The organism is Parvivirga hydrogeniphila (genome assembly GCF_023371205.1).
Classification (GTDB): Bacteria; Actinomycetota; Coriobacteriia; order Anaerosomatales; family Anaerosomataceae; genus Parvivirga; species Parvivirga hydrogeniphila.
In genome coordinates this window covers 965228-988249 of the sequence record NZ_JAMCCO010000001.1, presented here as the reverse complement: position 1 = coordinate 988249, position 23022 = coordinate 965228, and the positions used below count along the sequence as shown (strand labels likewise).

The following is a 23022-nucleotide window of genomic DNA, read 5'->3' as shown; positions in this document are numbered from 1 at the left end:
TCCCCCTACAGTCCGAACCAGCCGGCCAGGCCCACGTAGGCGAACGAGAGGAGGCCTGCCGTGATGAACGCGATCGGCGAGCCCTTGAGCGCATCAGGCACTGGGGCCGCTTCCAGCCGCTCCCGAAGCGCAGCGAAGGTGAGCAACGCGAAGCCGAACCCGATCGACACGCCAAGCGTGTAGACGAGCGCTTCACCCAACCCCAGCGAGGCACCGAGATCGATGTTCATCTTGAAGAAGCCAGGCTTGGCGGACTCGGTCGCCGTTGCAAGCACCGCACAGTTGGTCGTGATGAGCGGAAGGTAGATCCCCATTGCCCGATACAGCACCGGGCTCGCCTTCCTGAGATACATCTCCACGAATTGCACGAGCGCAGCGATGATGAGGATGAACGCAGGGATGTAGAGGAACTCCCCGACGCCGAGAGGAGCGAGCAAGAACTTCCACGCCATCCAGGTCGCCCCTGATGCAAGCGTCATGACGAACACCACCGCGAGGCTCATCCCGATAGAGGTGGACATGCTGCTGGACACGCCGAAGAACGGGCACAGGCCGATGAACCTCGTGAGCAGGATGTTGTTGATGAGCGCGGCGCCGACGAACAGCAGCGCCATCTGTCCCGCCAGGCTCATGCGCACCCGCCTCCTTCGCTGCCCCGGCGCGTCACGAAGCTGCGCCACGCAGCCAAATACAGTCCGTACAGGATGAACGCTCCGGGAAACAGAAGGATGACAGCAGGCGGCGCGTACCACCCCGGCAACGCTATGAGCGTCGCGCCCAGGAATCTCACTGCGCCGGATCCGAGCAGCTCCCGCACGAAGGCGAACAGCACGATCACGAGCGAATAACCGGTGCCCATCCCAAGACCGTCTGCAATCGATGCAAAGACGCCGTTGTGGTACGCGAACGCCTCGGCGCGGCCGAGGATCATGCAGTTCACCACGATCAACGGGATCCAGATGCCGAGGAACGCGTACACGCTCGGCACGAACGCCTTCATCACAAGGTCGACGATCGTCACGAACGACGCGATGACGACGATGAACATCGGGATGCGGACCTCGCTCGGGATGAAGCGCCGGAACGCTGCGATGATGGCGTTGCTCATCGTCAGCACGAAGATCACCGCGATGCCCATGAAGACAGCGCCTTGGAACTGCGTCGAGACGGCGAGGGTCGCGCACAGCCCGATCATCAAGACCATGAGGGGATTCTCTCGGGTGACGCCCTTGACGAAGGTGTTCACGAGATGCTTCATCGGCTCCCCTCCCCAGACACGACGGCGAACGCCTGCGCAGCAGCGACGGCGCAGTTCTTGACCGCGCGCGAGGAGCGCGTCGCACCCGAGATGGCGTCCAGCTTCTTCACGTCGCCCTCCCCATACCCTGCCGGCAATCCTGTGAACTGCCGCAAGAACCAGTCTTCCGACTCCACCCGCGTCCCAAGCCCGGGCGTCTCCTTCATCGAGAGGATGGTAAGCCCAGCGACTTTACCGTTTCTGTCCAGCCCGATAACCATCTGCACCGGACCGCCGTACCCGCGCGCGGACACGCGGACGCACCACCCGGCGTCGGCTCCCGAGGCGTCGCGAGCGCGCCAGACCTGCTCCACAGAGCCTGCGACCGCAGCCTCGCGAGCACGCGCGAGCACGTCGTCGGCCATGGGCTCGAATTTCACAGCGCCCGGAAGAACCTTCGACAGCGCCGCCCGCTCCGCTTCGCGCTCCTGCGCGGCGATGCGCGGCGCGGTCACCGTGTACGTCGCCGCCAGCCCGCCTGCCGCCACCACGCAGGTGACGACGACCGCGGTCACCAGCCTCGCCGGAGAGCTAGCCATTGCGCTTCACCCACCCGAACGTCCTCGGCATGAAGATCTTGTCGAGAAGCGGCGCCAGCCCGTTCATGAAGAGGATCGCGAACGTGGTCGCTTCGGGCATGGACCCGAAGAACCGACCCACCGCGTTGAACACCCCGCATCCGATGCCGTACACCAGGCGTGCGTTCGGCACCATCGGCGACGACACGTAGTCCGTGGCCATGAAGAACGCTCCGAGCAGGACGCCGCCTGCAAGCACGTTGAAGATCGGGTCAGAACCGAACGCCCACGAGAGCGCAGCCATCGCGCCCGCATACCCCACGGGAATGCGCCAGTCGATGATGCGCCGCCAGATGAGGACGAGCCCGCCGAGGATCAGCAACGCGGCTGAAACCTCGCCGAGGGAACCTTCGAGGTTCCGGAACAGAAGCGGCTGGTACTGTGCCGCCAGATCGAAGCGGTAGCCCCCCTTGGCAGCGCGATCGGCCGCAGCGATGGCAAGGCGCGTCGCACCGCTGATCGCGTCAAGCGAGCCGGAACCTGCCACGTCGATGGCCCGGAACCACCCCTTCGATGGCAGTTTGGAAAGGACGCCTCCCCACGAGAGCACCACGAATGCCCTGCCGACCAGCGCGGGGTTGAACAGGTTCCATCCGAGCCCTCCGAACACCATCTTGCCGAGGACGATGGCGACCGCCGCCCCCACCGCCGAGATCCACCACGGCGTGAGCGGCGGAAGCGACATCGCGAGCAGCAGGCCTGTCACGAGGGCGCTCCCGTCCGTGACGGTCTGCGGCTTCCGTGCAAGCGCGTTCCAGGCCGCCTCTACGGCGAGCGCCGTTCCGATGCAGACGCCGTACGTGATGAGCGCCGGCGACCCCATCTGCACGACCGACCACAACGCCGCTGGCGCAAGCGCGCCGACGACCCACAGCATGATGGACCTGCAGCTTCCCGGGCCATGGACGTGCGGCGGTGCGGCGACGACCAGGCGATGCTGCCTCGCTGCCTCGTTCACGGCCGCACCCCCCTCGCCGTCAGCTCCGCCTTCGCCAGGCGGATGAGCTGGACCAGCGGGCGACGCGTCGGACACACGTACGCGCACGCACCGCACTCGATGCAGTCGAGCGCATGGACCTGTTCCGTCCGGTCCCACAGGCGCGCGTTCGCGTAGGTGCCGATCGCGAACGGCTGGAGGAACATCGGGCATGCCTCGGAGCAGCGGCCGCAGCGGATGCACGGCTGGTCGGCGTCGACCGGCGCCGCGGCGTCACCGGGGCCGAGGACGACGATGCCCGACATGCCCTTGGTGACAGGCACGTCGAGCGAACCGAGCGCAGGGCCGGTCATCGGACCGCCAGCGATGACGCGCTCGACCTCGCCGACGAAGCCGCCGGCCGTCTCGATCAGGTCGCGCACGAGCGTGCCGAGCACGACCAGGTAGTTCCCCGGACGCGCGACGCGGCCGGTGACGGTGACGACGCGCTCCATCAGCGGTTTGCGGAGGTCGACCGCATCAGCGATCGCGGCCGCGGTGCCGACGTTGTGCACGAGGGCGCCGACCGCCGCAGGCAGCTTCCCGTGCGGCACCTCCGTGCGCAAGATCGCCCATATAAGCTGCTTCTCAGCGCCTTGCGGGTACTTGGTCGGCAAAACCACGACCTCTGCTCCCGTGCCGTGCGCGGCCGTCTTCATGGCCCGAGCGGCATCCGGCTTGTTGGACTCGATGCCGATCACGAGCCGCTTCGCGCCGAGCGCCTCTTGCATGATGCGGCCGCCACGGAGCACGCGTTCCGGAGATTCGAGCATGAGCCTGTGGTCGCACGTGAGGTACGGCTCGCACTCGCACCCGTTGAGGATCACGGTCGTGAGCGTGAACTCCTTCGGCGGCGAGAGCTTCACCGCAGAAGGGAACGTCGCGCCGCCCATGCCGACGATGCCGGCGCTTCGGACCACGGCCGCCGGCTCGCCGCCCTCCACCGGCTCCCAGGACTCGAAGTCCTGCTCCGCGTCAGGGGTTATCGTCACGGCAGGCACGCGCATGCCCGCGGCCGTCAGGCACTCGCCGACGTCCGCAACCTCCCCGTCCACGGGGCTGTGGACGGGCGCGCTCACGAACGCATCGATGGATGCGATGATCTGCCCGCGCCTCACGCGCTGCCCGGGCTCGACCGTCGGCTCGCAGCACGCCCCGATGTGCTGGCTCGCAGGGACGACCAGACGCTCCGGCACCGGCGCACGCTCGATCGCACGCCCTGCGGTGGCCTGCTTCATGTCGGGAGGGTGGATCCCGCCTCTGAATGCGCTTCTCAGCACCCCATCACCCCGTCGATGCACGCGTTTGTATGACGCTGCCAGGTTCACCCTGGACCGCACACAACCTGCCACGCCTGCGACAAGCGGCCGCCTCCGTTCGGCGAACGGTCGTCTACCGCCCCCGGAGCTTACGAGAAGAAGATGCCGATCTCCCGTTCAGCGCTCTCGGGCGAGTCAGAACCATGGACGATGTTCGCATCGAGCGACAGACCGAAGTCGCCGCGGATCGTCCCGGGCGCTGCATCCTTCGGGTTCGTCGCGCCCATGAGCTTGCGCACGACCGCGACCGCCTCCTCGCCCGAGACGACCATCTTCACAACCGGGCCGGAGGTGACGTACTCGATCAGCCCCGGATAGAACGGCTTCCCGGCGTGCTCGGCGTAGTTCGCCTCGGCCTGTTCACGGGTGACTTCGGCAAGCTCCATCCGCTCGATGGTGAGCCCGACGTCCTCCAGGCGGGAGACGATGCGGCCGATGAGACGGCGCTCGACCGCATCAGGCTTGATCATGACGTAGGTACGCTGGAACACAGGCACTCCTTCTCGTGTCGCCGACAAGACTGCGTTACGGTACCAACCGGTCCGCCCAGACGCAACGCCAGATACCGCTCGCCCGCTCAGTCGCCAGTCGAGCGCCAATCGTTCGCGATTCCGCTCACCTTCCACCCCACGCCTTCCCGCGCAAGCGAGACCTTGTACGCGAGCGGCGCGCCCTGCTCCAGCACGACGGTGACTTCCACCGTCGAGGTCTTCGCCGACCGATCGACGGACCCGATCTTGTACGAGGTGAAGCGCGGCGGCAGGGCGCTCATCTCCTTCTCCACGTCCACCGCAGGCACCGCCACCCAGTACCCGTCCACCGGCTTCCCGGCCCTGTGCGCCTCGAGCAGACCTTTCACGGTCATCTGCTGCGTGGGGAAGCCGATACCGCTCGCCCACAGGAATCCGAGAAGCCCCACCACGACGGCAGCGACGGCGACAACAGAGCCGACTCGCACAAGAAGCCCCTGCTGTTGACGGCGTGCTGCACGCTCGGCACGGCGCGCCTCGCGGTCGGCCTGCTTCATCTCTTCCTCGGTGCGAGTGAAGAACGAGAGGTCCTCATCGTCGTCCGCGAAGACAGGCGGCATCTCGCCGGTACGCCAGCCCTCCACGGTCTCGCGCTTGGGCTGAGCGACCGCGCGCTTGCATGCCTCGTACGCGGCGAGCGCCTCGTCGTTGAGCGCGTGCCCGAACTCGCCCGTGGCGCGTTCGAACGCCTCGATCGCCTCCGGCGAGCGCCCAAGGCCGCACAGCGCAAGACCGAGGTTCGCCGCCGCCTTCCCCTTGCCAGCGTAGCCATCGACCCCGAGCGCGGCCCTGAAGGCCTCGACGGCCTCGTCGTAGCGTCCTTGGGAGAGGTAGCACACGCCGAGGCTGTTCAGCGACTTGCCAGGGTCTGGGTTCGACGCGTCCAAGGCCGCCGCCCGGTACATCTCGCACGCTTCCTCGAAGCGCGAGAGGGCGGCCAGCGACCCGGCCGCTCCCTGCAGCGCCTTGTAGCGCTTCGGATACGAAGCATCTTCGAGGACCGCACGGAACGATACCAGCGCTGCGTCGTGCTCGTCGGCGGCCGCCTGGGCGGCCCCGAGATTGCATAGGACGGCGGATCTGCTCGCCAGCCCAGGGTCGTCCAGGGCGCGCTGGTAGGCCATGACGGCATCGGCGTGCCTTCCAAGCTTCACAAGCGCGTTGCCCGCCTTCGCGAAAGCCACGCCCGTCCCCGGCCCTCCTGCGCCGGCAGCGAGGAGGTACTCGCGCGCCGCGGTACGCCAGTCCCCGGCCTTGTACGCCTCGTCTGCAGCGTGAAGCGCAGTCTCGTCCACAAGCGTCCCTCCGTCAGGGTCGGTGCTCGATGCGGATCGACGACATCACGTCACCCGGTTGCAGCTGCTTGACCACGTCCATCCCTTCGACGACCTCGCCGAAGACGGTGTACTTGCCATCGAGGAACGGTGCAGGCGCGAGGCAGATGTAGAACTGGGAGCCCGCACTGTCAGGATCCTGGGCTCGCGCCATCGCAACGGTGCCCTCCAGGTGCGGCCGGCGATTGAACTCGGCCTTGAGCCGCCAGCCTGGGCCACCGGTACCCACGGGACCCTCGCCTGTCTTCGAGTACGGATCCCCGCCTTGCACCACGAAACCGGGTTCGACACGGTGGAACGTCGTCCCGTCGTAGAAGCCGCTTTCCGCGAGCTCGATGAAGCTGGCCACGTGATTCGGTGCGTCCTCAGGGAAGAACCGGATGTGGATCTCGCCTTTCGCCGTCTGGATCACCGCGACTTCGTCTCCTTGCACATCGACTGCTGATGTGTGCACCGGGACCTCCCCTTCGAACACGGCGACAGATGCCTCTTCGGAAGACGTGCGGCCATTCGAATGCGCTTCGTCCGGCGTGTCGCGCCCGCTCGTGCACCCATGAACGGCCCAGAGCGACATCGCGAGCGCCAGAGCTGCCGCTGCAGCCACAGCGTACGGGATGCTGCGTGCCTCCATCACGTCCCTTCTTACCAGACAGCGCTTCACGCTCCGCTGATTCTAGCAATCCTCGCGATGCAGCATAACCCGCCTGCGCTCAGCGACCGCCCGCGTGCGCGCGTGTGCTATCGTTTCGTTTCGTGCAGCCGCTCACGGGGAGCGCGGCTGCTATCGAGCGGACAGCCGGAAGACCGGCCTGGTCAACAAGGAGGCGATGCTCGTGGGAGCGCCAAGCACTGACAAGGTCCGCAACGTCGTCTTGGTCGGCCATGGAGGCGCAGGGAAGACGTCCCTCGCCGAGGCGATGCTCTTCATGGCCGGACAGACCAAGCGCCTCGGCAGCGTCGACGACGGGCACTCCACCCTCGACTACGACGCGGAAGAAGTCAAGCGCAAGATGACCATCAACCTCGCGCTTGCCCCGGTCGAGCACGACGGTGTCAAGATCAACATCATCGACACCCCTGGATACGCCGACTTCATCGGTGACGCGATCGCCGGCATGGAGGCCGCCGAAATGGCGCTCTTCGTCGTCGACGCCGTCTCCGGACCCCAGGTCCAGACCCGCAAGCTGTGGAAGATCGCCGGCGAGATGGGCATCGCGCGGGCAGTCTTCGTCAACCGCATGGACAAGGAGCACGCGGACTTCGACAACGTGATGTCCACGCTCACCGCCTCGTTCGGCCACCGCGTTGGTGCCGTGCAGCTTCCGATCGGCGCAGAAGCGGCGTTCCGTGGCGTCGTCGACATCATCCGCATGCGGGCGTACCACCACGAGGGCGAGAAGGAAGACGTCTTCGACATCCCGGCCGAGCTCGCCGACGCCGCCGAGGCCGCGCGCGACAACCTCTGCGAGCTCGTCGCCGAAGCCGACGACGCGCTGATGGAGAAGTACCTCGAAGGCGAGCGCCTGACGCAACAAGAGCTCGAGGACCTGCTCGGCAAGGCCATCGCCCAAGGCATCTTCATTCCGGTCTTTGTCGGATCGGCGCTCAAGCTGCAGGGCATCGAGGACCTCATGGACGAGATCGTCTCGTTCTTCCCCAAGCCGACCGCGCACGGACCGATGAAGACCGTCGACGGCCGCGACGTGCCGTTTTCCGTCGACGGCCCGACTGCTGCGCACGTCTTCAAGACGCTTTCGGACCCCTACATCGGGCGCATCAACCTCGTCAAAGTCGTCTCCGGCACGCTCGCTCCGAACACCGAGCTCGTCAACTCCCGTACGGGCAAGAAAGAGCGCATCGCACACGTGTTCAAGATGACCGGCAAGGAGATCGTCGACATCGACGGCGCCCCTGCCGGAGATATCGCCGTACTCACGAAGCTTGCCGACACGCTCACGAACGACACGCTCTCGCAGACCGGAGACATCGCGTTCACGCCGCTTCCGCTCCCCGAACCACTCTACCCCGTCGCCATCGTCGCCAAGACGAAGGCCGATGAGGACAAGCTCGGCACCGCGCTCAAGACGATCGTCGACGAGGACCCGTCTTTGCGGCTGCACCGCGACGAGGAGACCCACCAGACCGTGATCTCGGCGATGGGAGACGTCGCCATCGACGTCTTGCTCTCGCGGCTTCGCGACCGGTTCCACGTCGAGGCCGAGCTCGAGGACCTGCGCATCCCGTACCGCGAGACCATCCGGAAGACGGCATCTGCGCAAGGCCGCCACAAGAAGCAGACCGGCGGCGCCGGCCAGTTCGGCGACTGTTGGCTGCGGCTGGAGCCCAACCCTGGCGGCGGCTACGAGTTCATCGACGAGATCGTCGGCGGCAAGATCCCCCGTCAGTTCATCCCAGCGGTCGACAAGGGCGTGCAGGAGGCGATGGCGCAAGGCGTGATCGCAGGCTATCCCGTCGTCGACGTGAAGGTGGCCGTCTACGATGGCTCCTACCACCCGGTGGACTCCTCCGAGATCGCCTTCAAGACCGCTGCCCGGATCGGGTTTCGCGCTGCTGCGGAGAAGGCGGACATGGCGCTTCTGGAACCGATCGCGACGCTGACCATCGAAGTGCCTGAGCAGTACGCAGGTGCCGTGATGGGCGACATCAGCGCGAAGCGCGGACGCGTGCTCGGGATGGACTCCCCGGAACCGGGCGTGCAGGTCATCAAGGCCCAGGTCCCCTACGCCGAGGTCGTGCACTACTCGCCGCAGCTCCGATCGCTCACGAGCGGAACGGGCAGCTACACGATCAGCATCGATTCGTACGAGCAGGTTCCGGGCGATCTGGCGAAGAAGATCATCGAGCAGTACCAGAAGCAGCGCGCAGAATCGCACTAGCAGCGCGCCTGCCGTCGATACGAGAGAAGCGAGGGCCCGGAAGACCGGGCCCTCGTCGTTTCGTGTGGCGCCCTCTGCAGGATTCGAACCTGCGGCCTTCTGCTCCGGAGGCAGACGCTCTATCCCCTGAGCTAAGAGGGCGTTCGGCCGCCTGGCGACCGCCGGTGAACAGTACCACAGGAACGCGCCTTTTCCAAGCCGCTTCCGCACGCTATGCTCCTGCCGAGCACCCGACCGCATGGAGACACTATGACCCCCCGTAACGCGCTTCTCATCGTCAACCCTGCCGCACGGCATGGAGAGACCCAGGCCGTCGTTCCCGTGATCGAGCAGCTCCTTGAAGGCGTGTTGCCGCACACCACGGTGCTCACCGAGGCGCCTGGGCACGCCCGCGAACTTGCGGCTGCAAGCGAGGGGCACGATCTCGTCGTGGCCGTCGGCGGTGACGGCACGGTCCATGAAGTGCTGAACGGCCTGATGTCGCTTCCCACCGATCAGCGCCCGGTCCTCGGCATCCTGCCCACCGGGTCGGGGAATGACACGCGCCGCACGTACGGCGTCCCTGAAGATCTCGCGCAGGCCGTCCTCACGTTGGCCTCCGGCGAGGTCCGCTCGTTCGATGTCGGCGTGTGCAACGGTCTCTTCTTCAACAACAGCTTCGCCGCTGGCCTTGACGCCAAGGTCACCGCCAAGGCGATCGAATACAAGGTGACGAAGCGACGCGACGGCTTGTGGCTCTACCTCACAGCGCTGCTGCACGTGCTTTTCAACGACCTGTCCGGATTCTCGGCCCGCGTGCGCTTCGATGACGACGACCCGCACGACCTCGACACCCTGATACTCGCCCTCACCATCGGCTCGACCTACGGCGGCGGCTTCCGCATCACGCCTGGTGCCGTCCCCGACGACGGCCTGTTCGAAGTCTGCGCGATCGATCCCCTCTCGCTACCGAACGCGCTCGCACGTCTGCCGTTCGTCGTCTTGGGCAAGCACACCCGCATGCGCCCCGTCCACATGTCCCGGCACCGGTCTGCGATCATCGAAGCAGATTGCCCCGTGCCGGCACAGATCGATGGCGAGGTCCTGCTGGAAAGCCGCTACGAGATCTCCTTGCTCCCCCAGGCCATCTCGTGCGTCGTTCCACGGCAGGCGTAAGGCCATGGCAACAGGTGCGGCAGCCGTTCTCGCGGCGTCCGTCTTGATCGGCTCCATTCCGTGGGCCTACCTGATCGTGCGCGCCGCGACGGGCGAGGACATCACTTCTCACGGAAGCGGCAACGTCGGGGCGATGAACGTGCGCCGCACGACCGGTTCGTGGAGCTGGTTCGCGCTCGCCGTCATCGCCGACGCGTCCAAAGGCCTCGTCCCGACGCTCCTTGTGAAGACCGTGCTCGGCGGCGTCCCGCCCCTGGTGCCCGCAAGCACCGCCGGAGCGGAGGCCATGCTCGCGCAGGCCGCCGTGATCGGAGCCGTCCTCGGCCACAACTACTCGCTGTGGCTCGCGCTGAAGGACCGCCGCCTGCGCAGAACCGGCAAGGGGCTGGCCACGGGAGCGGGTGCGCTCTTCGCGTACGACCCGCGGTATTTCGCCATCGTGCTTGCCGTCGGACTGGCTGCGCTCGCCATCACGCGCATCATGCTCGTGGGCCAGGTCGCCGCTGCCGTCGCGCTTCCAGCATCGGCCGTCCTCCTGCGCTCGCCCGATGTCCTTTTCGCCGTCGTCCTGTCCGCCGTCGTCGTCATCGCGCATGCCCGCCGGCTTGGCGGCCTTGCCCGCGGCGAGGAGCCGCGCATGTACATCGACGATTCCGGCGGCCCTCGCGGCTGAACTGCCGCATTGAAGCAGCGAGGCCGCCGGCGCGGTTGCCGACGGCCTCGCGACTCCTGCCTGATCCGCTGCTACGAGAGCTTGATCGCTTCGTTCGGACACACGGACTCGCAGGTGCCGCACTCCGTGCAGTCGTCCGGCCGAGCGAGCACAGCGGTGTCCTCGAGGTCGAGGGCGCTCGTCGGGCACTCGTCCACGCAGATGCCGCACGCCGTGCACAGGTCCGGATTGACGACAGGCTTGCCCATGTCACGATCCTTTCTCCATACCGACACTACCGCCGAGACGGTACGCACATGATACACCGCCCGCGCTCCGACGCTAGCCCACGGCGTCCATGACGTCGAGCGGGTCGAACAGCGGGAAGGAGCACTCCCGGTCCGAGAGCGCCTCGTGCGCGCCGCGCTCACACTCAAGACGTTGGATCTTCTCCTCGACGGCGGCCACGAATGGGCGGATCGCTGCTTCAAGGCGAGCATTCACCGCGCGGATCGCCTGGCCCACGGCACGCTTGTCTGCGCCTGGCTCGGATGCCCGAGCGATGAGATCCCGCTTCTCCTGGACGTACGCATCCGCCCTCGCACGCTCTCCAGGATCGGCCAGCGCCATGTCAAGGAGCTTGTCCGGGTTGTGCTTGGCCACGTGCAGCGTGCGCCTGAGCTCAGCGATGCGCTCGTCGATGGCCGAGGCAGAACCGACTGGCAAGCGCATCGTGAGCGAGACGACGGCGTACGGTGGAGCAGCGACGCCCAACCAACGCTCGATGACGCGGTCGGTGATGAACTCGTACCTGCTGCCGCCCACGCCGTGGACGAAGAGGTCTGCCACGCACAAGCGCTCGAACATCGTGAGGGCCACTGCTCGCGGAAGAATCCGCAGACCCGACGCTTCTAGCGCACGGACCACGCTGACGTCGTCCACGCCTGCTTCGATGACGCCATGGTCCTCGACGTGGATGCTCCCCGTGGCCTGCTCGAACGCCACGCGCCGCCTCACGCCGCCCACGAGCACCCAGAGGGGGACTTCGGCGATCCCGCCTGCGACCGAGAGCTCGGGGAACGGGTGCGCGGCCGAGCGCACGCGCCTGCGCGCACGATAGGCCCGGACCTCGTCGTTGAACACCGTGGTGAAACGCTGGGCGTCGCGTACGAGGTGCGCCGCGAACCGAAGGAAGCTCGAAGCGGCCGCCTGGTCGGTGACGAAGACTTCTCCGTACCGGCTCACGGCCGGTGTCTCATACGACCTTCGCGCAACGACGACTGCCTCGGCGATCGTACGCGACCGCGGTACCGCATCGTTCAGGCAACCGACGAATCGCTGCACGCGTTCGTACGGCCCGTCGCCCGGGAGCGTCTTCGCGCACGCGAGGGCCTCGTTCGCGAACCGCTCGATCGCCTCTGGGCTGGGCGCAGGGACACAGCCGTAGCAGGCATCGCCGCCGTCTGCGAGCACGACGTCGTGCCGTCGCACCCGCTCCCGTACGCAGGGCACGCGCAACGAGACGCGGCCGCAGCGGTCGGAGTCCACCACGAGATCGAGCGGAGTCGCTTCGTGCTGGTCGGCGAACTTCTGGATGGCGAAGTGCTTCGACCACACCCCCGGATGGAACAGCTCAGGCTGATGGCCGGTCATCACGATAGGGGCCGACGAATCGCGGACCTCGAAGGCGATGCCGAGCCGGCGACACGTCTCCCCGGCGAGCCGCAGGGCGTCTGCGCGCGCATCGGACCGCAACGCCGACAGCGGCATGCCGCCCACTTCGACGTCCCACACGGCTGCAGCCGCCGCCGTTCTCCGCACAAGCCCTTCCCACTCGTCGAACGGTGGCTCGATGAGCGCCTCGCCGTTGCCGCACGGTATGGCGTGCGTCCGTCGCATGGCCTACAGCAGCGACGTGAGCGACGGGACGGCGAGCGTCTCTGTCGCAAAGAACGGCTCGCCTCCAGGTGCACCGACCAGCGATCCCCAGTACCTCGTCTGCAGCTCCACGCGCTCGATGAGCCCGGCGTTCGCGGGGTTGTCGACGAACTGCGACCGGTACGCGAGAAGCGCGGCACGTTTGGCTGCTATGGCCTCCTCGTCCACCGGAACGACGAAGGACGGCGTGAGCGCAAGCGCGCTGTGCACGGCGGCGAACTGGTAGACGCGCGCTGGATAGTGCGGCTCGCCGGCAAGCCCGGACTTGCTCAGCTTCGCGTAGAACCGGCCGGCAATCGCGAGCGCGGAGGCGGCGACGTGATCCGGGTGCGCGTCGCGCGGATACGGACCCACGACGATGCGCGGCTTGAGCGCCCGGAGCACCTCTGCGAGAGCGCGCCGCGCCTCCAGGGTGTCGGAGAGCGACCGGTTCGGAAGGCCGAGGGTCACGCGTTCGACGCCGAGCGCCTGCGCCGCCTCAGCGGCTTCCGTTGCACGCCGCTCCGGCGTCCCGAAGGGGGTCGGCTCGCCGTCGGTCAGGTCGACGATGGCCACGCTGACCCCCTCGCGGACCATCTGCGCGACCGTCGCGCCCATACCGATTTCGACGTCGTCGGGATGCGCCCCGATGCACACGACCTCAGCCATGCGTATGTTCCTTTCCCGAGCCACCGCCGACGGTGCCCTTGAGCGCGTTCTCCCATACCGAGAGGTAGTACGCAAGACGCCGCCCGGGATCGTCAAGGTCGGCTCCGAAGCTCCGGTCCGCATCGCAGTAGATGCGTTCGATCGCGATCTCGCACACCGAAAGCCCCGCCTTCCACGCTTCCGCCCACAACTGGATCGGCATCGCGTAGCCGTCCTCTGTCAGCCGAAGCCGTCTAAGCGAGGCGGCGCGATACGCCTTGAAGCCGCAGAACGCGTCGGTGATGCCCCAGCGCGTGACGCGGTTGATCGCCTTCGTGACGGCAGCGTTCACGCGCATCCTGTCCGGCGGCGTCGCGCCGACAGCGCCGCTCTCGGGCAGGTACCGGCTGCCCGACACGATGTCCGCGCGTTCAAGCGCCGCCAAGAACGCAGGTATGTGCGCGGGCTCGTGCTGCCCGTCGCAGTCCATCGTGACGATCCGGTCGGCGCCGACCGTGAACGCTGCCTCAAACCCATCGATAAGCGAACGGCCGTACCCGCGGTTCTCCTCATGACAGAGCGTCACGACGCCGGGCACCGCGTTCACGATCCGCGGCGTGTCGTCCGTCGAGCCGTCATCGACGACGACCACGACGCCATCGAACACCTCGCGAACCGCCGACAGCACCGCTTCGACCGTCCTCGCTTCGTTGTAGACGGGAAGGACGAGCGCGTCTGTCACGCGCGCTGCCCCCTCCGATCGATGCTCGGCGTGCCGGGTGGTGCCGCTTCGACGACCTCGAACGACGTGCGCACGGTGACCTGGGGACCAAGCATCCCGCCAACGGAGCAGTACTTGTGCTCCGACAGCTCGATCGCGCGCTCCACGGCAGCGGGCGACACCGCATAGCCTGTCACGCGGTAGTGGAGGTGGACGTCGACGTAGATCTTCGGGTACTCGTCTTCCCGCTGCGTGCCCTCGACCACGATCTCGACGCCCCGGACGTCCTGCCGCTTCTTCTCGAGTATCGAGACGACGTCCATGCCCGTGCATCCCGCGAGCCCGCACAGGAAGACCTGCAGCGGCCGCATGCCGGCGCCCTCGCCGGAAGACGCAGGCGTGGCGTCCATCACGACGGTGTGGCCTTCAGAATCCCAGCCGACGAACTGGCGGTTCGCAGTCCAGCGGACGACGACGGTGTCCATCGTTCACCTCCAAAGGAACGTGTGCGGCGCAGAGCGTGATGCCGTGAGGATACCCCGCGTACCCGGCACGCTCACATCTTCCGGCCGAGCATCTGCGCGAGCTCCCGCGGCTCTTGCGCCTTGCTCATCGCTTCCTCGTAGGTGACCTTGCCCGCCTGCACGAGCGCCTTCAGGTGCTGGTCGAGCGTCTGCATGCCCAGCTGAGCGCCGCCCTGGATGATGGTCGTCATCTGGTGTGTCTTGCCCTCGCGGATGAGGTTGCTGATCGCGGGGATGCCGAGCATGATCTCCATGGCGAGCACGCGGGTCTTGCCGTCGGCTGAGCGCAGCAGCACCTGTGACAGAACGCCTTCGAGGGTGCCCGAGAGCTGCATGCGCACCTGTTGCTGCTGGTGCGGCGGGAACACGTCGATGATGCGGTCGACGGTGGCCGGCCCGCCCGTCGTGTGGAGCGTGGCGAGCACCAGGTGACCCGTCTCGGCCGCGGTGATCGCAGCAGAGATCGTCTCGAGGTCGCGCATCTCGCCGACGAGGATGACGTCCGGGTCTTGTCGCAGCACCCGTTTGAGCGCCGACGCGAACGAGTGGGTGTCCTCGCCGATCTCGCGCTGGTTGACGTACGCCTTCTTGTTGCGATGGACGAACTCGATCGGGTCTTCGAGCGTGATGATGTGCACGCGCCTGGTCTCGTTGATGTGGTCGATCATGGCGGCCAGCGTCGTGGACTTGCCCGAGCCGGTCGGGCCGGTCACGAGCACGAGCCCGCGCGGACGCTCGGCCAAGAACTTGCACACCCGCGGGAGCCCGAGGGAATCCAGCGTCGGGATGGTAAGCGGGATGACTCGAAACACGGCGCCCATCGAACCGCGCTGCTGGAACACGTTCGCGCGGAACCGTGAGACTCCGGGGATGCTGTAGGCGAAGTCGAGCTCGAGCTCGGTCTCGAAGCGCTTGCGCTGCTCTTCAGAGAGAAGGGTCAGTATCATCGCTTGCGTGTCGCGCGGAGAGAGCGACTTGTATCCCTCAGCAGGAACGAGCTCGCCGCGCACCCTGATGCCGGGCGGGCTGCCGACCGTGATGTGCAGGTCCGAGCCTCCCATGTCGAGCATCAGGTGCAGCAAGTCGTCGACGTGCGGAACATCCGCTCCTGGCGCCGTCGGCCCCACCGTGACCTGCGGCGCTGCAGCAGGCTGCTCGACCGGCTGCGACGGCGCGCCTGAGTCGGGCTGCGGCCGTGCGAACGGCGAATCCTCCGGCAACGGCTGCGGGACCCCGTATCCAACGGCCTGTCCTGAGAGAGCCGCTTGCGCTTCGGGCGATTGCGAGGACGTCTCCGTTTGCCCGCCTGTCGCCCCCGTCTCGCTCGCCATGAGCGAGAACACCTTCTGCACGAGCGTCGCTGAGTCCACGCTCGACGGTAGATGCGCAGCCGCGCCGACCTGCCTCGCACGCAGCGCGGTCGCTTCGGTCGGGTTGTTCGAGACGATGATGACGGGTATCGCAGCGAGCTCATCGTCGGCCTTGAGCTCCTGCGTCATAGTGAACCCGTCCATCCCCGCAAGGTCGCCGTCAGCGATGATGACAGCGGGCCGCTGCTGCTTGGCGACCGCAAGCGCGCGCATCGCAGACGGAAGCGAACGGACGACAGCGTCGGGAACGACGCTTCTGAGGGCCGTTTCGAACCGTTGGCTGAATGCGGGGTCGTCGTGCACGACGAGGACGATCGTCTCGCTCACTCTGGTTCCCTTTCCTCCAGACAAGCCGACTCAAGGACACGTGCCGGAGTATCGGCATTCCGGCGCAGCGGCTGAACCCGCAGTCGTCGGCGCGATCCTACTATCCGCACGCGGTATCATGGTCCGACCACGAGAGGAGCGCACGTGCGCGTTGCAATCCAGAGACTAGCATACGGCGGCGACGGCGTGGCCACCGCTCCGGACGGACGCACGGTCTTCGTTCCTGGCACGTGCCCGGGCGACGTGGTCGAGGCCGAGGTGGCGGAGGACCACCCGACGTACCTCAAGGCCCGCCTCCTCGAAGTCGTCGAGCCTTCTCAGGACCGAGTGGTCCCGGCGTGCCCGTACTTCGGCGCCTGCGGCGGCTGCCAGTGGCAGCACGTCTCATATCCCGCCCAGATCGCCTGGAAGCGCCAGGCCGTCGAAGATGCTTTCGCCCGCATCGGCCGCGTGCGCGTGACGGTCGAGCCGACGGTCCCCTCTCCCCGCGAGATCGGCTACCGGAACAAAGTCGAGCTCCTCCCGGGACGTGCCGGGTCTGCGCTCACGCTCGGGTTCGCCCGCACAGGCACCTCCGAGGTCGTGCCCGTGAAGGCATGCCCCTTGCTTCCGGAAGCGCGCTCCGCCCTCCCCGGCGCTGCCGCTGGCGCCCTGCGCTTCATCGCTGGGCGCACGGAGACGCCGGTGCTTCGCGTGGCTCTCCGCGTGGCCTCGAACGGCGAGACGGAAGTGGACGTCTGGACGCCGCCTGGCCCGTTCCCTCGCGCCCTCGCGGCCAAGGCGCTTACGGACGCGACGCGCGCGCGTACCATCACCAGAACGATCGTCCGGGGCCCTGCCTCCGCGCGTGTCGTGCGGAAGGTCGAGGTGCTGTCAGGACCGGGCTTCTGGACGGAGACCCTGGGCTCGGATCGCTACGTCGTCTCGGCGCCGTCCTTCTTCCAGGTGAACTCCGGCGCCGCCGAACGGCTGCGCGCGCTCGTCGCAGACATCGTTCGCCAGAGCGCCCCTGCGCACGTCGTCGATGCTTACGCGGGCGTCGGCACCTTCACGCTGCCCCTGGCACGCGTGGCGAGCACGACGGCGATCGAGTCCTCATCGTACGCGCTGCAAGACCTGCGACGGAACCTCGAGCGCGCGCGGCTGACGGCAGACATCGTGCCTGGAGACGCCGCGCACGCGCTCGCTGAGGCCGGCGACGCGGACCTCGTGATCATCGACCCGCCTCGCGCAGGTCTGTCGCCTGAGGCCATCGACGCGGTCGTACGGACGCGGGCTCCGCGCGTCGTGTACGTGTCGTGCGATCCGGCGACGCTCGCCCGCGACGCCGCGCGGCTTGCCGACGCCGGATACGCCGTCGAGCGCGCGGTCCCTGTCGACCTCTTCCCGCAGACCTACCACGTGGAGACCGTGGCGGTGTTTGGCCGCTAGACCAGTCGACCGACCTCAGGGAAGTCGAGGATGTGCTCGTCGTGCGGCGCATCCTCGTGCGCCTCGGTCAAGTCCTGGCCGGCGAAGTGCATCCCCTCGTGATCGCCCTCTGACCACATGGCGCTCTCGGTGACGTCGTACACGATGCCTTTGTACGCCACGTACGCGGGCCGGCCGTCCTTGCCATCGAAGGACTTGAGCTCCTCCAGCGTGAACTCCTTCATGCGCGCCTCCTCGTCCGAGTGCTGACAGCGTGTTCATTCCCGAACGGCCCTGACGCCTGCGCGTCAGTCGAGCTCGTCTGGCTCGGAATCGAGACGCTCCTTGAGGCCGATGAGGTCGACGACGATCTTGCGCCCTTTCGTCCGGACGAGACCCTCGCGCGCAAGCATCGAGATCGCTCTGCTCGCGGTCTCACGGGACGTGCCGGCCAGCGACGCTATCTCCGCGTGGGTGAACCCTTCGATAACCGGCACGCCGACCGACTCGTACGACGCCGTCGCGATGTTCAGCAGCACGCGCATCACGCGATGGTACGCGTCGTGGAACACGATGTCCTCAAGCCGACCGATGAGCCCCCGTACGCGCCGCGACAGAGTTCCGATGAGGCTCACAGCCAGTTTCGGCTGGATCTGCACCGCCTCGGCCAAGTCCCTCCCATCGAGCATGAGCACCTCGACGTCTGTCATGGCGACGACGTCAGCGGAACGCGGTTCGGCATCCACGATGCTCATCTCACCGAAGTGCGCAGGCGCTTCCAGGTAGTCCAACACGAGCTCTTTGCCTTGGCTCGACGCGATGGCCACCTTCACGCGTCCCGTCGTAAGCAGATACATCGCCGTGCCCGGTTGGTCTTGCGAGATGATGTGGGCGCCCTTGGAATAGCGCCGGTAGGTGAGCAGCCGGCAGAGCCGTTCGAGATCGTGGTCCGACAACCCAGCGAACACAGGGAACGCCCGGATCCGCGCCAGCGTGATGTCCTCCGGCACCTCTGCCCACCTCTCTCGTACGTGCGTGCAGACTCGTCGCACACACTAGTGAAACACGAAGAGCGCCGGATGTCACAGTCCGGCGCTCTTCGCAGCGATCGAACGAGGCGCTAGAGCTCGTCCTTGATGTAGTCGAGCATCCCCGGCATGAGGTGCGGGATCACCAGCGGCAGCAGGTTGGGCAGCAGCGCATCGAACGTCTTCGGCAGCAGGTCGGGCATCAGGTCGTTCATGTCCTGTGGGAGCGGGCCGACGCGACGCGAGACCTCGTCAAGCAGCGCAGGCATGACCTTCGGCATCATCGATGGGACCATCGCAGGCATCATCTTCGGCATCATCGCGCCCATGAGGCCGAGCCCGCCGGGAACCGAACGCATGACCTTCATCATCGGGACCATGCCTGCAGGCATCGCCTTCATCATGTCGGGAAGGATCGCGACCATGATGTCTGCCACGACCTCGGGCTTCATGAGGTAGATGAACTTCTCGAAGTAGCCCCACATCTCCATGGAGTACGCCGTCGGGTCAGGGATCTCGATGCCGAGCGCTTCGGCCGCCACGTGGGCGAGGTCGACCACCGGCATGCCGAGCTCCTTCTTCTCCGACGAGTCGCGGAGCTGGACCTGGCAGCACGGGCACAGGGCGACCACCGCGTCGGCTCCGACGTCGATGGCCTCGTCGAGGCGCATCTTGCCGAGCTCGGGCGCGACCGGCGTCTCGCCGATGAGCGTGAGCACCGAGCCGCAGCACAGCCCTTCCTCGCGGTTGTGCTCCATCTCCACGAACTCGACGCCCGGGATGGCCTTGAGCATCTCGCGCGGCGGGTCGTACACGCCTTGCGCACGGCCCATGTGGCACGAATCGTGGAACGTCAGCCGCTTCTCGATGGGGCGATCGAACTCGATCGTCCCCTCTTTGATGGCCTCTGCCACGAGCTCGGAGTAGTGCTTGACCTCGAACTCATAGGTCTCCCCGCGTTCCGCCGCGAGGTTCGCGTAGAACTCCTTCCACACGAGACCGCACGCAGGACACGAGGTGACGATCGTCTTGGCCCCCCGCTTCCGGGCCTCGGCGACGTTGTGCTCGTAGATCTCCTCGAACACGTCCCACTTGCCAGCGACCTTCATCGGGATGCCGCAGCACGCTTCGTCCGTCCCCATGTAGGTGAACTCCACGCCCGAGCGGTCGAGGAGCTCGACGGTCGCCTTGGCGACGTCGGTGTTCACGTAGCTTGCCGTGCATCCAGCGAAGTAGAGGACGTCCGCCTTGTCCTTGATCTTTGGCCTGATGTGCTCAGGCACCCAGTCTGCGCGCTTCTCGCGCTTGCCGGCCCAGATGTTCAACTGGCCGCGCAGCGCGGCCGCCATCATCTCGAACGGCGGGAAGGTCATGCGGCCTTCGTCGTGGATGAGCTTGCCTCGCATCTCCATCCACGAGTGCTCCACGGGCAGCTGGAGCTGGCAGCGCGTGTTGCAGACCTCGCAGGTCGTGCACACGAGGAACTTGTCGACCATCGCCTGGTCGAACTTCTCACGGCCCTCGATGACTTCGCGCAGGTAAAGGTACTTGCCGCGCGGCGAGTGGCTCATCCACCCTCGCACCGAGTACTCCTCGCACGTCGGGACGCAGTAGCCGCACTGCGCACAGGAATACGCGTAGTACGCGACGTCTGCCGGAACGCCCCGCCGCTCCTTCGTACCGACAGGGTCGCCCTTCGGCGGGCGAGCGGCGTTCGCGATCGGTCGGACGATGGGCTCGAAGGCAAGCGCGAACTTCATCAGCGCGTTCACCGCGCCCGTGCCCAGGATCTTCTTGGGGTTCAGCACGCCCTTGGGGTCGTTCTCGCGCTTGAACGAAGCGAGCGCTTGAAGCTTCTGTTCGCCGAGCACGCTTCTGGCTTCCTGGCGGAAGAACACGCCGGTGGAGTACGCACCGCCGCCGTGCTTCTTCGCGATCTTGATGACGACGAGCGCGAGCGCGAAGGCGAGGTTGAACGCGAGCGACCGCTCGTCGTGCGGGATGAAGCCGAGCAGGACGACCTTGTCGCCCTTCGACACCATGCCTTCGAGCACGAACGGCTGCTTCAGGGCGCGGTCGATCTCGGAGAGGACCTGTGGCAGCTCGCCGAGCGGCACCACGACCTCGGTCGGGACGATGGACGGGCCGATGCGCTTCAGCCGCATCGGAGCGAACCGCTGCTCCCACTCGTGCTCTGCCGTCTCTGCGTCGAGCTCAGTGCCGCCGTGCGCCCGGGCGATCGCCTCCAACGCGGCGTCGACGGCGCCGCGCCGGGACTCCGGGTACGCGATGACAGCGATGTACGCCTCGGGTAGTTCCGGCTCGAATCCGAGGTGCGCCATCTCGTAGGGGTGGCCATGCCGATGCGGCAGCCGCTTCTTCATGCGGACCGACTCGGGGTTGATGAAGGTGATCGACCAGATGGGCAGGCGCTGCACAGAGATGTCCTTGAGCGCCGCAGCGAGCGACCCCGCGTCCGGGAACGCGATCAACCGGTGCACCTCCGGCTCGAGGTCGCGCACCGGGATCGTGAGCTCGGTGATGATGCCGGTGATGCCCTCGGCATCAGCGACGAGCGTCTGCAGCTTCTCGCCGGACACCTCGCTCACAGAACCGTCGGGCCACACCACGCGGGCCGAGATCACGTTGTCCTTGAACCAGCCACGCTCGAACGAACCGAAGCCCGCGCCGCCTTGCGCAAGCCATCCTGCCGCCGTCGAGGACGGGAGCGACGAGGGGTACATCACGAGGTCGAGCCCGCGCTTCGCAAGCTCTCTTTGCAGCTGCTCCCAGATGATTCCGGCCTCGATGCGGACCGTCTTCGCTTCCTCATCGACTTCGAGGACTCTGCTCATACCGGACATGTCGACGACCACGGCCCCTGGCACAGGCAGCACGCCGCCGTATCCTGAGGTGGACATGCCTCGCGGGACGATCGGCACGCCGTGCTCTCGCGCGAGGCGCACGACAGCGACGACCTGCTCCTCGCTCTTCGGCCTGACGACGGCGCCGGCCACGCCGGTCGGCATGAGCGGCTTGACGAGCTTGGGCATCGACCCGATGTCGGCAGAGTAGAGCTTGCGCTCCACACGGTCGGTGCTCATGCGGGGCCCGAAGATCTCCCGGAGCGCCCGTTCGAACTGTTCAGGGATCGCTGACATGCCTGTCGCTTCCTTCCTTCCGTGTGTCATCGTGGTTCATACGGGTGCGGGTATCCTTAACCTTCGCCAGCATACCCCTTTGGGTATGTGCCGTCAACGGCTTTGGTATGATTCTTCCCGACCGGCTCTCTGCGATCGAAGGGCTTCTATGCGCGGTGTGCTGTTCGACCTCGACGGGACCCTGCTCGACATCGACCTTTCCGCGTTCCTGGACCAGTACTTCAGCGCGCTGACAGAGTCATCTATCCCCGTCTTGCCGCCTGATGTGACCCCTGCTGTCTTTCGGGAGGCCGTCGCACGCGGCACGCGCGCGATGATGGACGTCCACCCCGGCCGGACGAACCGCGACGTGTTCGCTGACGAGCTTCTGCGCAGCATCGGCATGTCTCTGGACAAGGCGTGGCCCATCTACGAACGGTTCTACGCGGAGGTCTTCCCGCTCCTCAAGGACTCGGCAGGGCCACGGCCCGGAGCCCGCCGGGCAGTCGAGACCGCTCTCGACCTCGGCCTTGCCGTGATCATCGCAACGAACCCGATCTTCCCACGCACAGCGGTCCAGGCTCGGCTCGCGTGGGCCGAGCTCGACGACTTGCCATTCGCTGGCGTCACGTCGTTCGAGAACATGACCGCATGCAAGCCTCATCCGTCGTACTTCCGGGAAGCGGCGAGGCTTGCCGGACTCGAGCCTCCCGAGTGCCTCATGGTCGGAGATGACCGCTACCTCGACATGCCTGCCGCCGACGTCGGCATGAAGACGTTCTTCGTCGGAACAGCGGAGGGAGGACTGTGGACCGATGCCAGCGGCTCGCTCGAGGACCTGGTGTCGCTGCTTCCTGCCCTCGTCAGATCTTCCGCCGGATGAGCGCGACCCACGCGCCGTCGAGACGCTGGTCGCAGTCGAACTCGAACTTGCCTCGTGACTCGCGACGAAGATCCAGCTGGTAGCCAAGACCCGATGGGTCGTGGTCGCAGATGACGACGATGCTGTCCATGCAGTCCAGCTCGAGCATCTTGTCGACGACGGCGAAGACGATCGGCCGGCGCATGGCCGGTGTCAGCCCTCGGATGTCAAGCACGAGACCTGTCGGTGCAGCGCGCACGAAGCGCCTCCTTGCCTGCCCTGCCGACTCATGCTGCGTCGGCGGACCTGCGATGCCGTCTAGCGTGAGATTACACGC

The 23022-nt window shown here is 66.8% G+C and carries 23 protein-coding genes and 1 tRNA gene; 5 read left to right on the top strand and 19 right to left on the bottom strand.

Annotation, left to right across the window (positions count from 1 at the left end; translation table 11 throughout):
• Positions 1-5: 5 nt before the first annotated feature.
• The 8 genes from MX659_RS05050 to MX659_RS05015 form a co-directional block, all read right to left on the bottom strand.
• Positions 6-632 (bottom strand): electron transport complex protein RnfA, encoded by a 627-nt coding sequence (locus MX659_RS05050; RefSeq protein ID WP_267192358.1) that lies wholly within the window; start codon positions 630-632, stop codon positions 6-8.
• Positions 629-1258: an electron transport complex subunit RsxE gene (gene rsxE / locus MX659_RS05045; RefSeq protein WP_267192357.1), complete on the bottom strand. Its 630-nt coding sequence runs from the start codon at positions 1256-1258 to the stop codon at positions 629-631. The genes MX659_RS05050 and rsxE overlap by 4 nt, the downstream gene beginning before the upstream one ends.
• Positions 1255-1836, bottom strand: coding sequence for an RnfABCDGE type electron transport complex subunit G (locus MX659_RS05040; RefSeq protein ID WP_267192356.1), 582 nt, complete (start codon positions 1834-1836; stop codon positions 1255-1257). The genes rsxE and MX659_RS05040 overlap by 4 nt, the downstream gene beginning before the upstream one ends.
• Positions 1829-2833 carry an RnfABCDGE type electron transport complex subunit D gene (locus tag MX659_RS05035; protein ID WP_267192355.1) on the bottom strand — a complete coding sequence of 335 codons (1005 nt, stop codon included), beginning with the start codon at positions 2831-2833 and terminating at the stop codon, positions 1829-1831. Before MX659_RS05035 ends, MX659_RS05040 begins: the two co-directional genes overlap by 8 nt.
• Entirely contained in the window at positions 2830-4131 is a 1302-nt protein-coding gene (rsxC, locus tag MX659_RS05030) for an electron transport complex subunit RsxC (protein ID WP_267192354.1), read from the bottom strand. Before rsxC ends, MX659_RS05035 begins: the two co-directional genes overlap by 4 nt.
• 128 nt (positions 4132-4259) lie before the next feature.
• Complete coding sequence (gene ndk / locus MX659_RS05025; protein WP_267192353.1) at positions 4260-4661, bottom strand: nucleoside-diphosphate kinase; 402 nt, start codon at positions 4659-4661, stop codon at positions 4260-4262.
• Between the two features lie 86 nt (positions 4662-4747).
• A complete protein-coding gene (locus MX659_RS05020; RefSeq protein WP_267192352.1) occupies positions 4748-5995 on the bottom strand; it encodes a tetratricopeptide repeat protein in 1248 nt (415 codons plus the stop codon).
• A gap of 13 nt (positions 5996-6008) precedes the next feature.
• Positions 6009-6665 (bottom strand): peptidylprolyl isomerase, encoded by a 657-nt coding sequence (locus MX659_RS05015; RefSeq protein ID WP_323745471.1) that lies wholly within the window; start codon positions 6663-6665, stop codon positions 6009-6011.
• Between the two features lie 202 nt (positions 6666-6867).
• Here MX659_RS05015 and fusA point away from each other — a divergent pair, with 202 nt between their 5' ends.
• Positions 6868-8931 (top strand): elongation factor G, encoded by a 2064-nt coding sequence (fusA, locus tag MX659_RS05010; protein WP_267192351.1) that lies wholly within the window; start codon positions 6868-6870, stop codon positions 8929-8931.
• A gap of 65 nt (positions 8932-8996) precedes the next feature.
• On the opposite strand, the gene MX659_RS05005 is transcribed toward fusA, so the two are convergent.
• Positions 8997-9072 (bottom strand) — tRNA-Arg (locus MX659_RS05005).
• Between the two features lie 108 nt (positions 9073-9180).
• Here MX659_RS05005 and MX659_RS05000 point away from each other — a divergent pair.
• Positions 9181-10086, top strand: coding sequence for a diacylglycerol/lipid kinase family protein (locus MX659_RS05000; RefSeq protein ID WP_267192350.1), 906 nt, complete (start codon positions 9181-9183; stop codon positions 10084-10086).
• A gap of 4 nt (positions 10087-10090) precedes the next feature.
• A complete protein-coding gene (locus MX659_RS04995) occupies positions 10091-10759 on the top strand; it encodes a glycerol-3-phosphate acyltransferase (protein WP_267192349.1) in 669 nt (222 codons plus the stop codon).
• 71 nt (positions 10760-10830) lie between these two features.
• Here MX659_RS04995 and MX659_RS04990 read toward each other — a convergent pair whose 3' ends face one another.
• The 6 genes from MX659_RS04990 to MX659_RS09085 all read right to left on the bottom strand — a co-directional run bounded on the left by MX659_RS04990 (position 10831) and on the right by MX659_RS09085 (position 16245).
• Positions 10831-11007, bottom strand: coding sequence for a ferredoxin family protein (locus MX659_RS04990; RefSeq protein WP_267192348.1), 177 nt, complete (start codon positions 11005-11007; stop codon positions 10831-10833).
• 73 nt (positions 11008-11080) lie between these two features.
• Complete coding sequence (locus tag MX659_RS04985; RefSeq protein WP_267192347.1) at positions 11081-12637, bottom strand: hypothetical protein; 1557 nt, start codon at positions 12635-12637, stop codon at positions 11081-11083.
• Between the two features lie 3 nt (positions 12638-12640).
• Entirely contained in the window at positions 12641-13324 is a 684-nt protein-coding gene (gene bshB1, locus MX659_RS04980) for a bacillithiol biosynthesis deacetylase BshB1 (RefSeq protein ID WP_267192346.1), read from the bottom strand.
• Positions 13317-14045, bottom strand: coding sequence for a glycosyltransferase family 2 protein (locus MX659_RS04975; RefSeq protein ID WP_267192345.1), 729 nt, complete (start codon positions 14043-14045; stop codon positions 13317-13319). Before MX659_RS04975 ends, bshB1 begins: the two co-directional genes overlap by 8 nt.
• Positions 14042-14509, bottom strand: coding sequence for an OsmC family protein (locus MX659_RS04970; protein ID WP_267192344.1), 468 nt, complete (start codon positions 14507-14509; stop codon positions 14042-14044). The genes MX659_RS04975 and MX659_RS04970 overlap by 4 nt, the downstream gene beginning before the upstream one ends.
• A 71-nt stretch (positions 14510-14580) precedes the next feature.
• Positions 14581-16245, bottom strand: a complete 1665-nt coding sequence (locus tag MX659_RS09085; RefSeq protein ID WP_323745470.1) for a PilT/PilU family type 4a pilus ATPase — start codon at positions 16243-16245, stop codon at positions 14581-14583.
• A 102-nt stretch (positions 16246-16347) separates the two neighbouring features.
• Between MX659_RS09085 and rlmD the strand changes: the two genes are divergently transcribed.
• The gene (gene rlmD / locus MX659_RS04955; RefSeq protein ID WP_267192513.1) at positions 16348-17676 is read left to right on the top strand and encodes a 23S rRNA (uracil(1939)-C(5))-methyltransferase RlmD; all 1329 of its coding nucleotides are present in this window, start codon (positions 16348-16350) and stop codon (positions 17674-17676) included.
• On the opposite strand, the gene MX659_RS04950 is transcribed toward rlmD, so the two are convergent.
• From MX659_RS04950 to MX659_RS04940, 3 genes are all read right to left on the bottom strand, one after another.
• Positions 17673-17900 (bottom strand): cytochrome b5 domain-containing protein, encoded by a 228-nt coding sequence (locus tag MX659_RS04950; protein WP_267192343.1) that lies wholly within the window; start codon positions 17898-17900, stop codon positions 17673-17675. The two genes, rlmD and MX659_RS04950, sit on opposite strands and share 4 nt — an antisense overlap.
• Before the next feature lie 63 nt (positions 17901-17963).
• Entirely contained in the window at positions 17964-18665 is a 702-nt protein-coding gene (locus MX659_RS04945; RefSeq protein WP_267192342.1) for a Crp/Fnr family transcriptional regulator, read from the bottom strand.
• 110 nt (positions 18666-18775) lie between these two features.
• Positions 18776-21844: an FAD-binding and (Fe-S)-binding domain-containing protein gene (locus MX659_RS04940; protein ID WP_267192341.1), complete on the bottom strand. Its 3069-nt coding sequence runs from the start codon at positions 21842-21844 to the stop codon at positions 18776-18778.
• A 148-nt stretch (positions 21845-21992) separates the two neighbouring features.
• On the opposite strand from MX659_RS04940, the gene MX659_RS04935 reads away from it, so the two are divergent.
• On the top strand, positions 21993-22706 hold the full coding sequence (locus tag MX659_RS04935; RefSeq protein WP_267192340.1) for an HAD family hydrolase: 714 nt from the start codon (positions 21993-21995) through the stop codon (positions 22704-22706).
• On the opposite strand, the gene MX659_RS04930 is transcribed toward MX659_RS04935, so the two are convergent.
• Entirely contained in the window at positions 22687-22944 is a 258-nt protein-coding gene (locus MX659_RS04930; RefSeq protein ID WP_267192339.1) for a DUF2249 domain-containing protein, read from the bottom strand. The two genes, MX659_RS04935 and MX659_RS04930, sit on opposite strands and share 20 nt — an antisense overlap.
• Positions 22945-23022: the final 78 nt, after the last annotated feature.

Bases quoted from the DNA above. Each gene is read 5' to 3' on its own strand.
- MX659_RS05000 (WP_267192350.1), top strand. From the start codon at position 9,181: ATGACCCCCCGTAACGCGCTTCTCATCGTCAACCCTGCCGCACGGCAT.
- MX659_RS04950 (WP_267192343.1), bottom strand. From the start codon at position 17,900: ATGAAGGAGTTCACGCTGGAGGAGCTCAAGTCCTTCGATGGCAAGGAC.
- MX659_RS04990 (WP_267192348.1), bottom strand. From the start codon at position 11,007: ATGGGCAAGCCTGTCGTCAATCCGGACCTGTGCACGGCGTGCGGCATC.
- rsxE (WP_267192357.1), bottom strand. From the start codon at position 1,258: ATGAAGCATCTCGTGAACACCTTCGTCAAGGGCGTCACCCGAGAGAAT.
- MX659_RS05050 (WP_267192358.1), bottom strand. From the start codon at position 632: ATGAGCCTGGCGGGACAGATGGCGCTGCTGTTCGTCGGCGCCGCGCTC.
- MX659_RS04935 (WP_267192340.1), top strand. From the start codon at position 21,993: ATGCGCGGTGTGCTGTTCGACCTCGACGGGACCCTGCTCGACATCGAC.
- MX659_RS04995 (WP_267192349.1), top strand. From the start codon at position 10,091: ATGGCAACAGGTGCGGCAGCCGTTCTCGCGGCGTCCGTCTTGATCGGC.
- MX659_RS05040 (WP_267192356.1), bottom strand. From the start codon at position 1,836: ATGGCTAGCTCTCCGGCGAGGCTGGTGACCGCGGTCGTCGTCACCTGC.
- MX659_RS04985 (WP_267192347.1), bottom strand. From the start codon at position 12,637: ATGCGACGGACGCACGCCATACCGTGCGGCAACGGCGAGGCGCTCATC.
- MX659_RS04940 (WP_267192341.1), bottom strand. From the start codon at position 21,844: ATGTCAGCGATCCCTGAACAGTTCGAACGGGCGCTCCGGGAGATCTTC.
- bshB1 (WP_267192346.1), bottom strand. From the start codon at position 13,324: ATGGCTGAGGTCGTGTGCATCGGGGCGCATCCCGACGACGTCGAAATC.
- MX659_RS04970 (WP_267192344.1), bottom strand. From the start codon at position 14,509: ATGGACACCGTCGTCGTCCGCTGGACTGCGAACCGCCAGTTCGTCGGC.
- MX659_RS05015 (WP_323745471.1), bottom strand. From the start codon at position 6,665: ATGGAGGCACGCAGCATCCCGTACGCTGTGGCTGCAGCGGCAGCTCTG.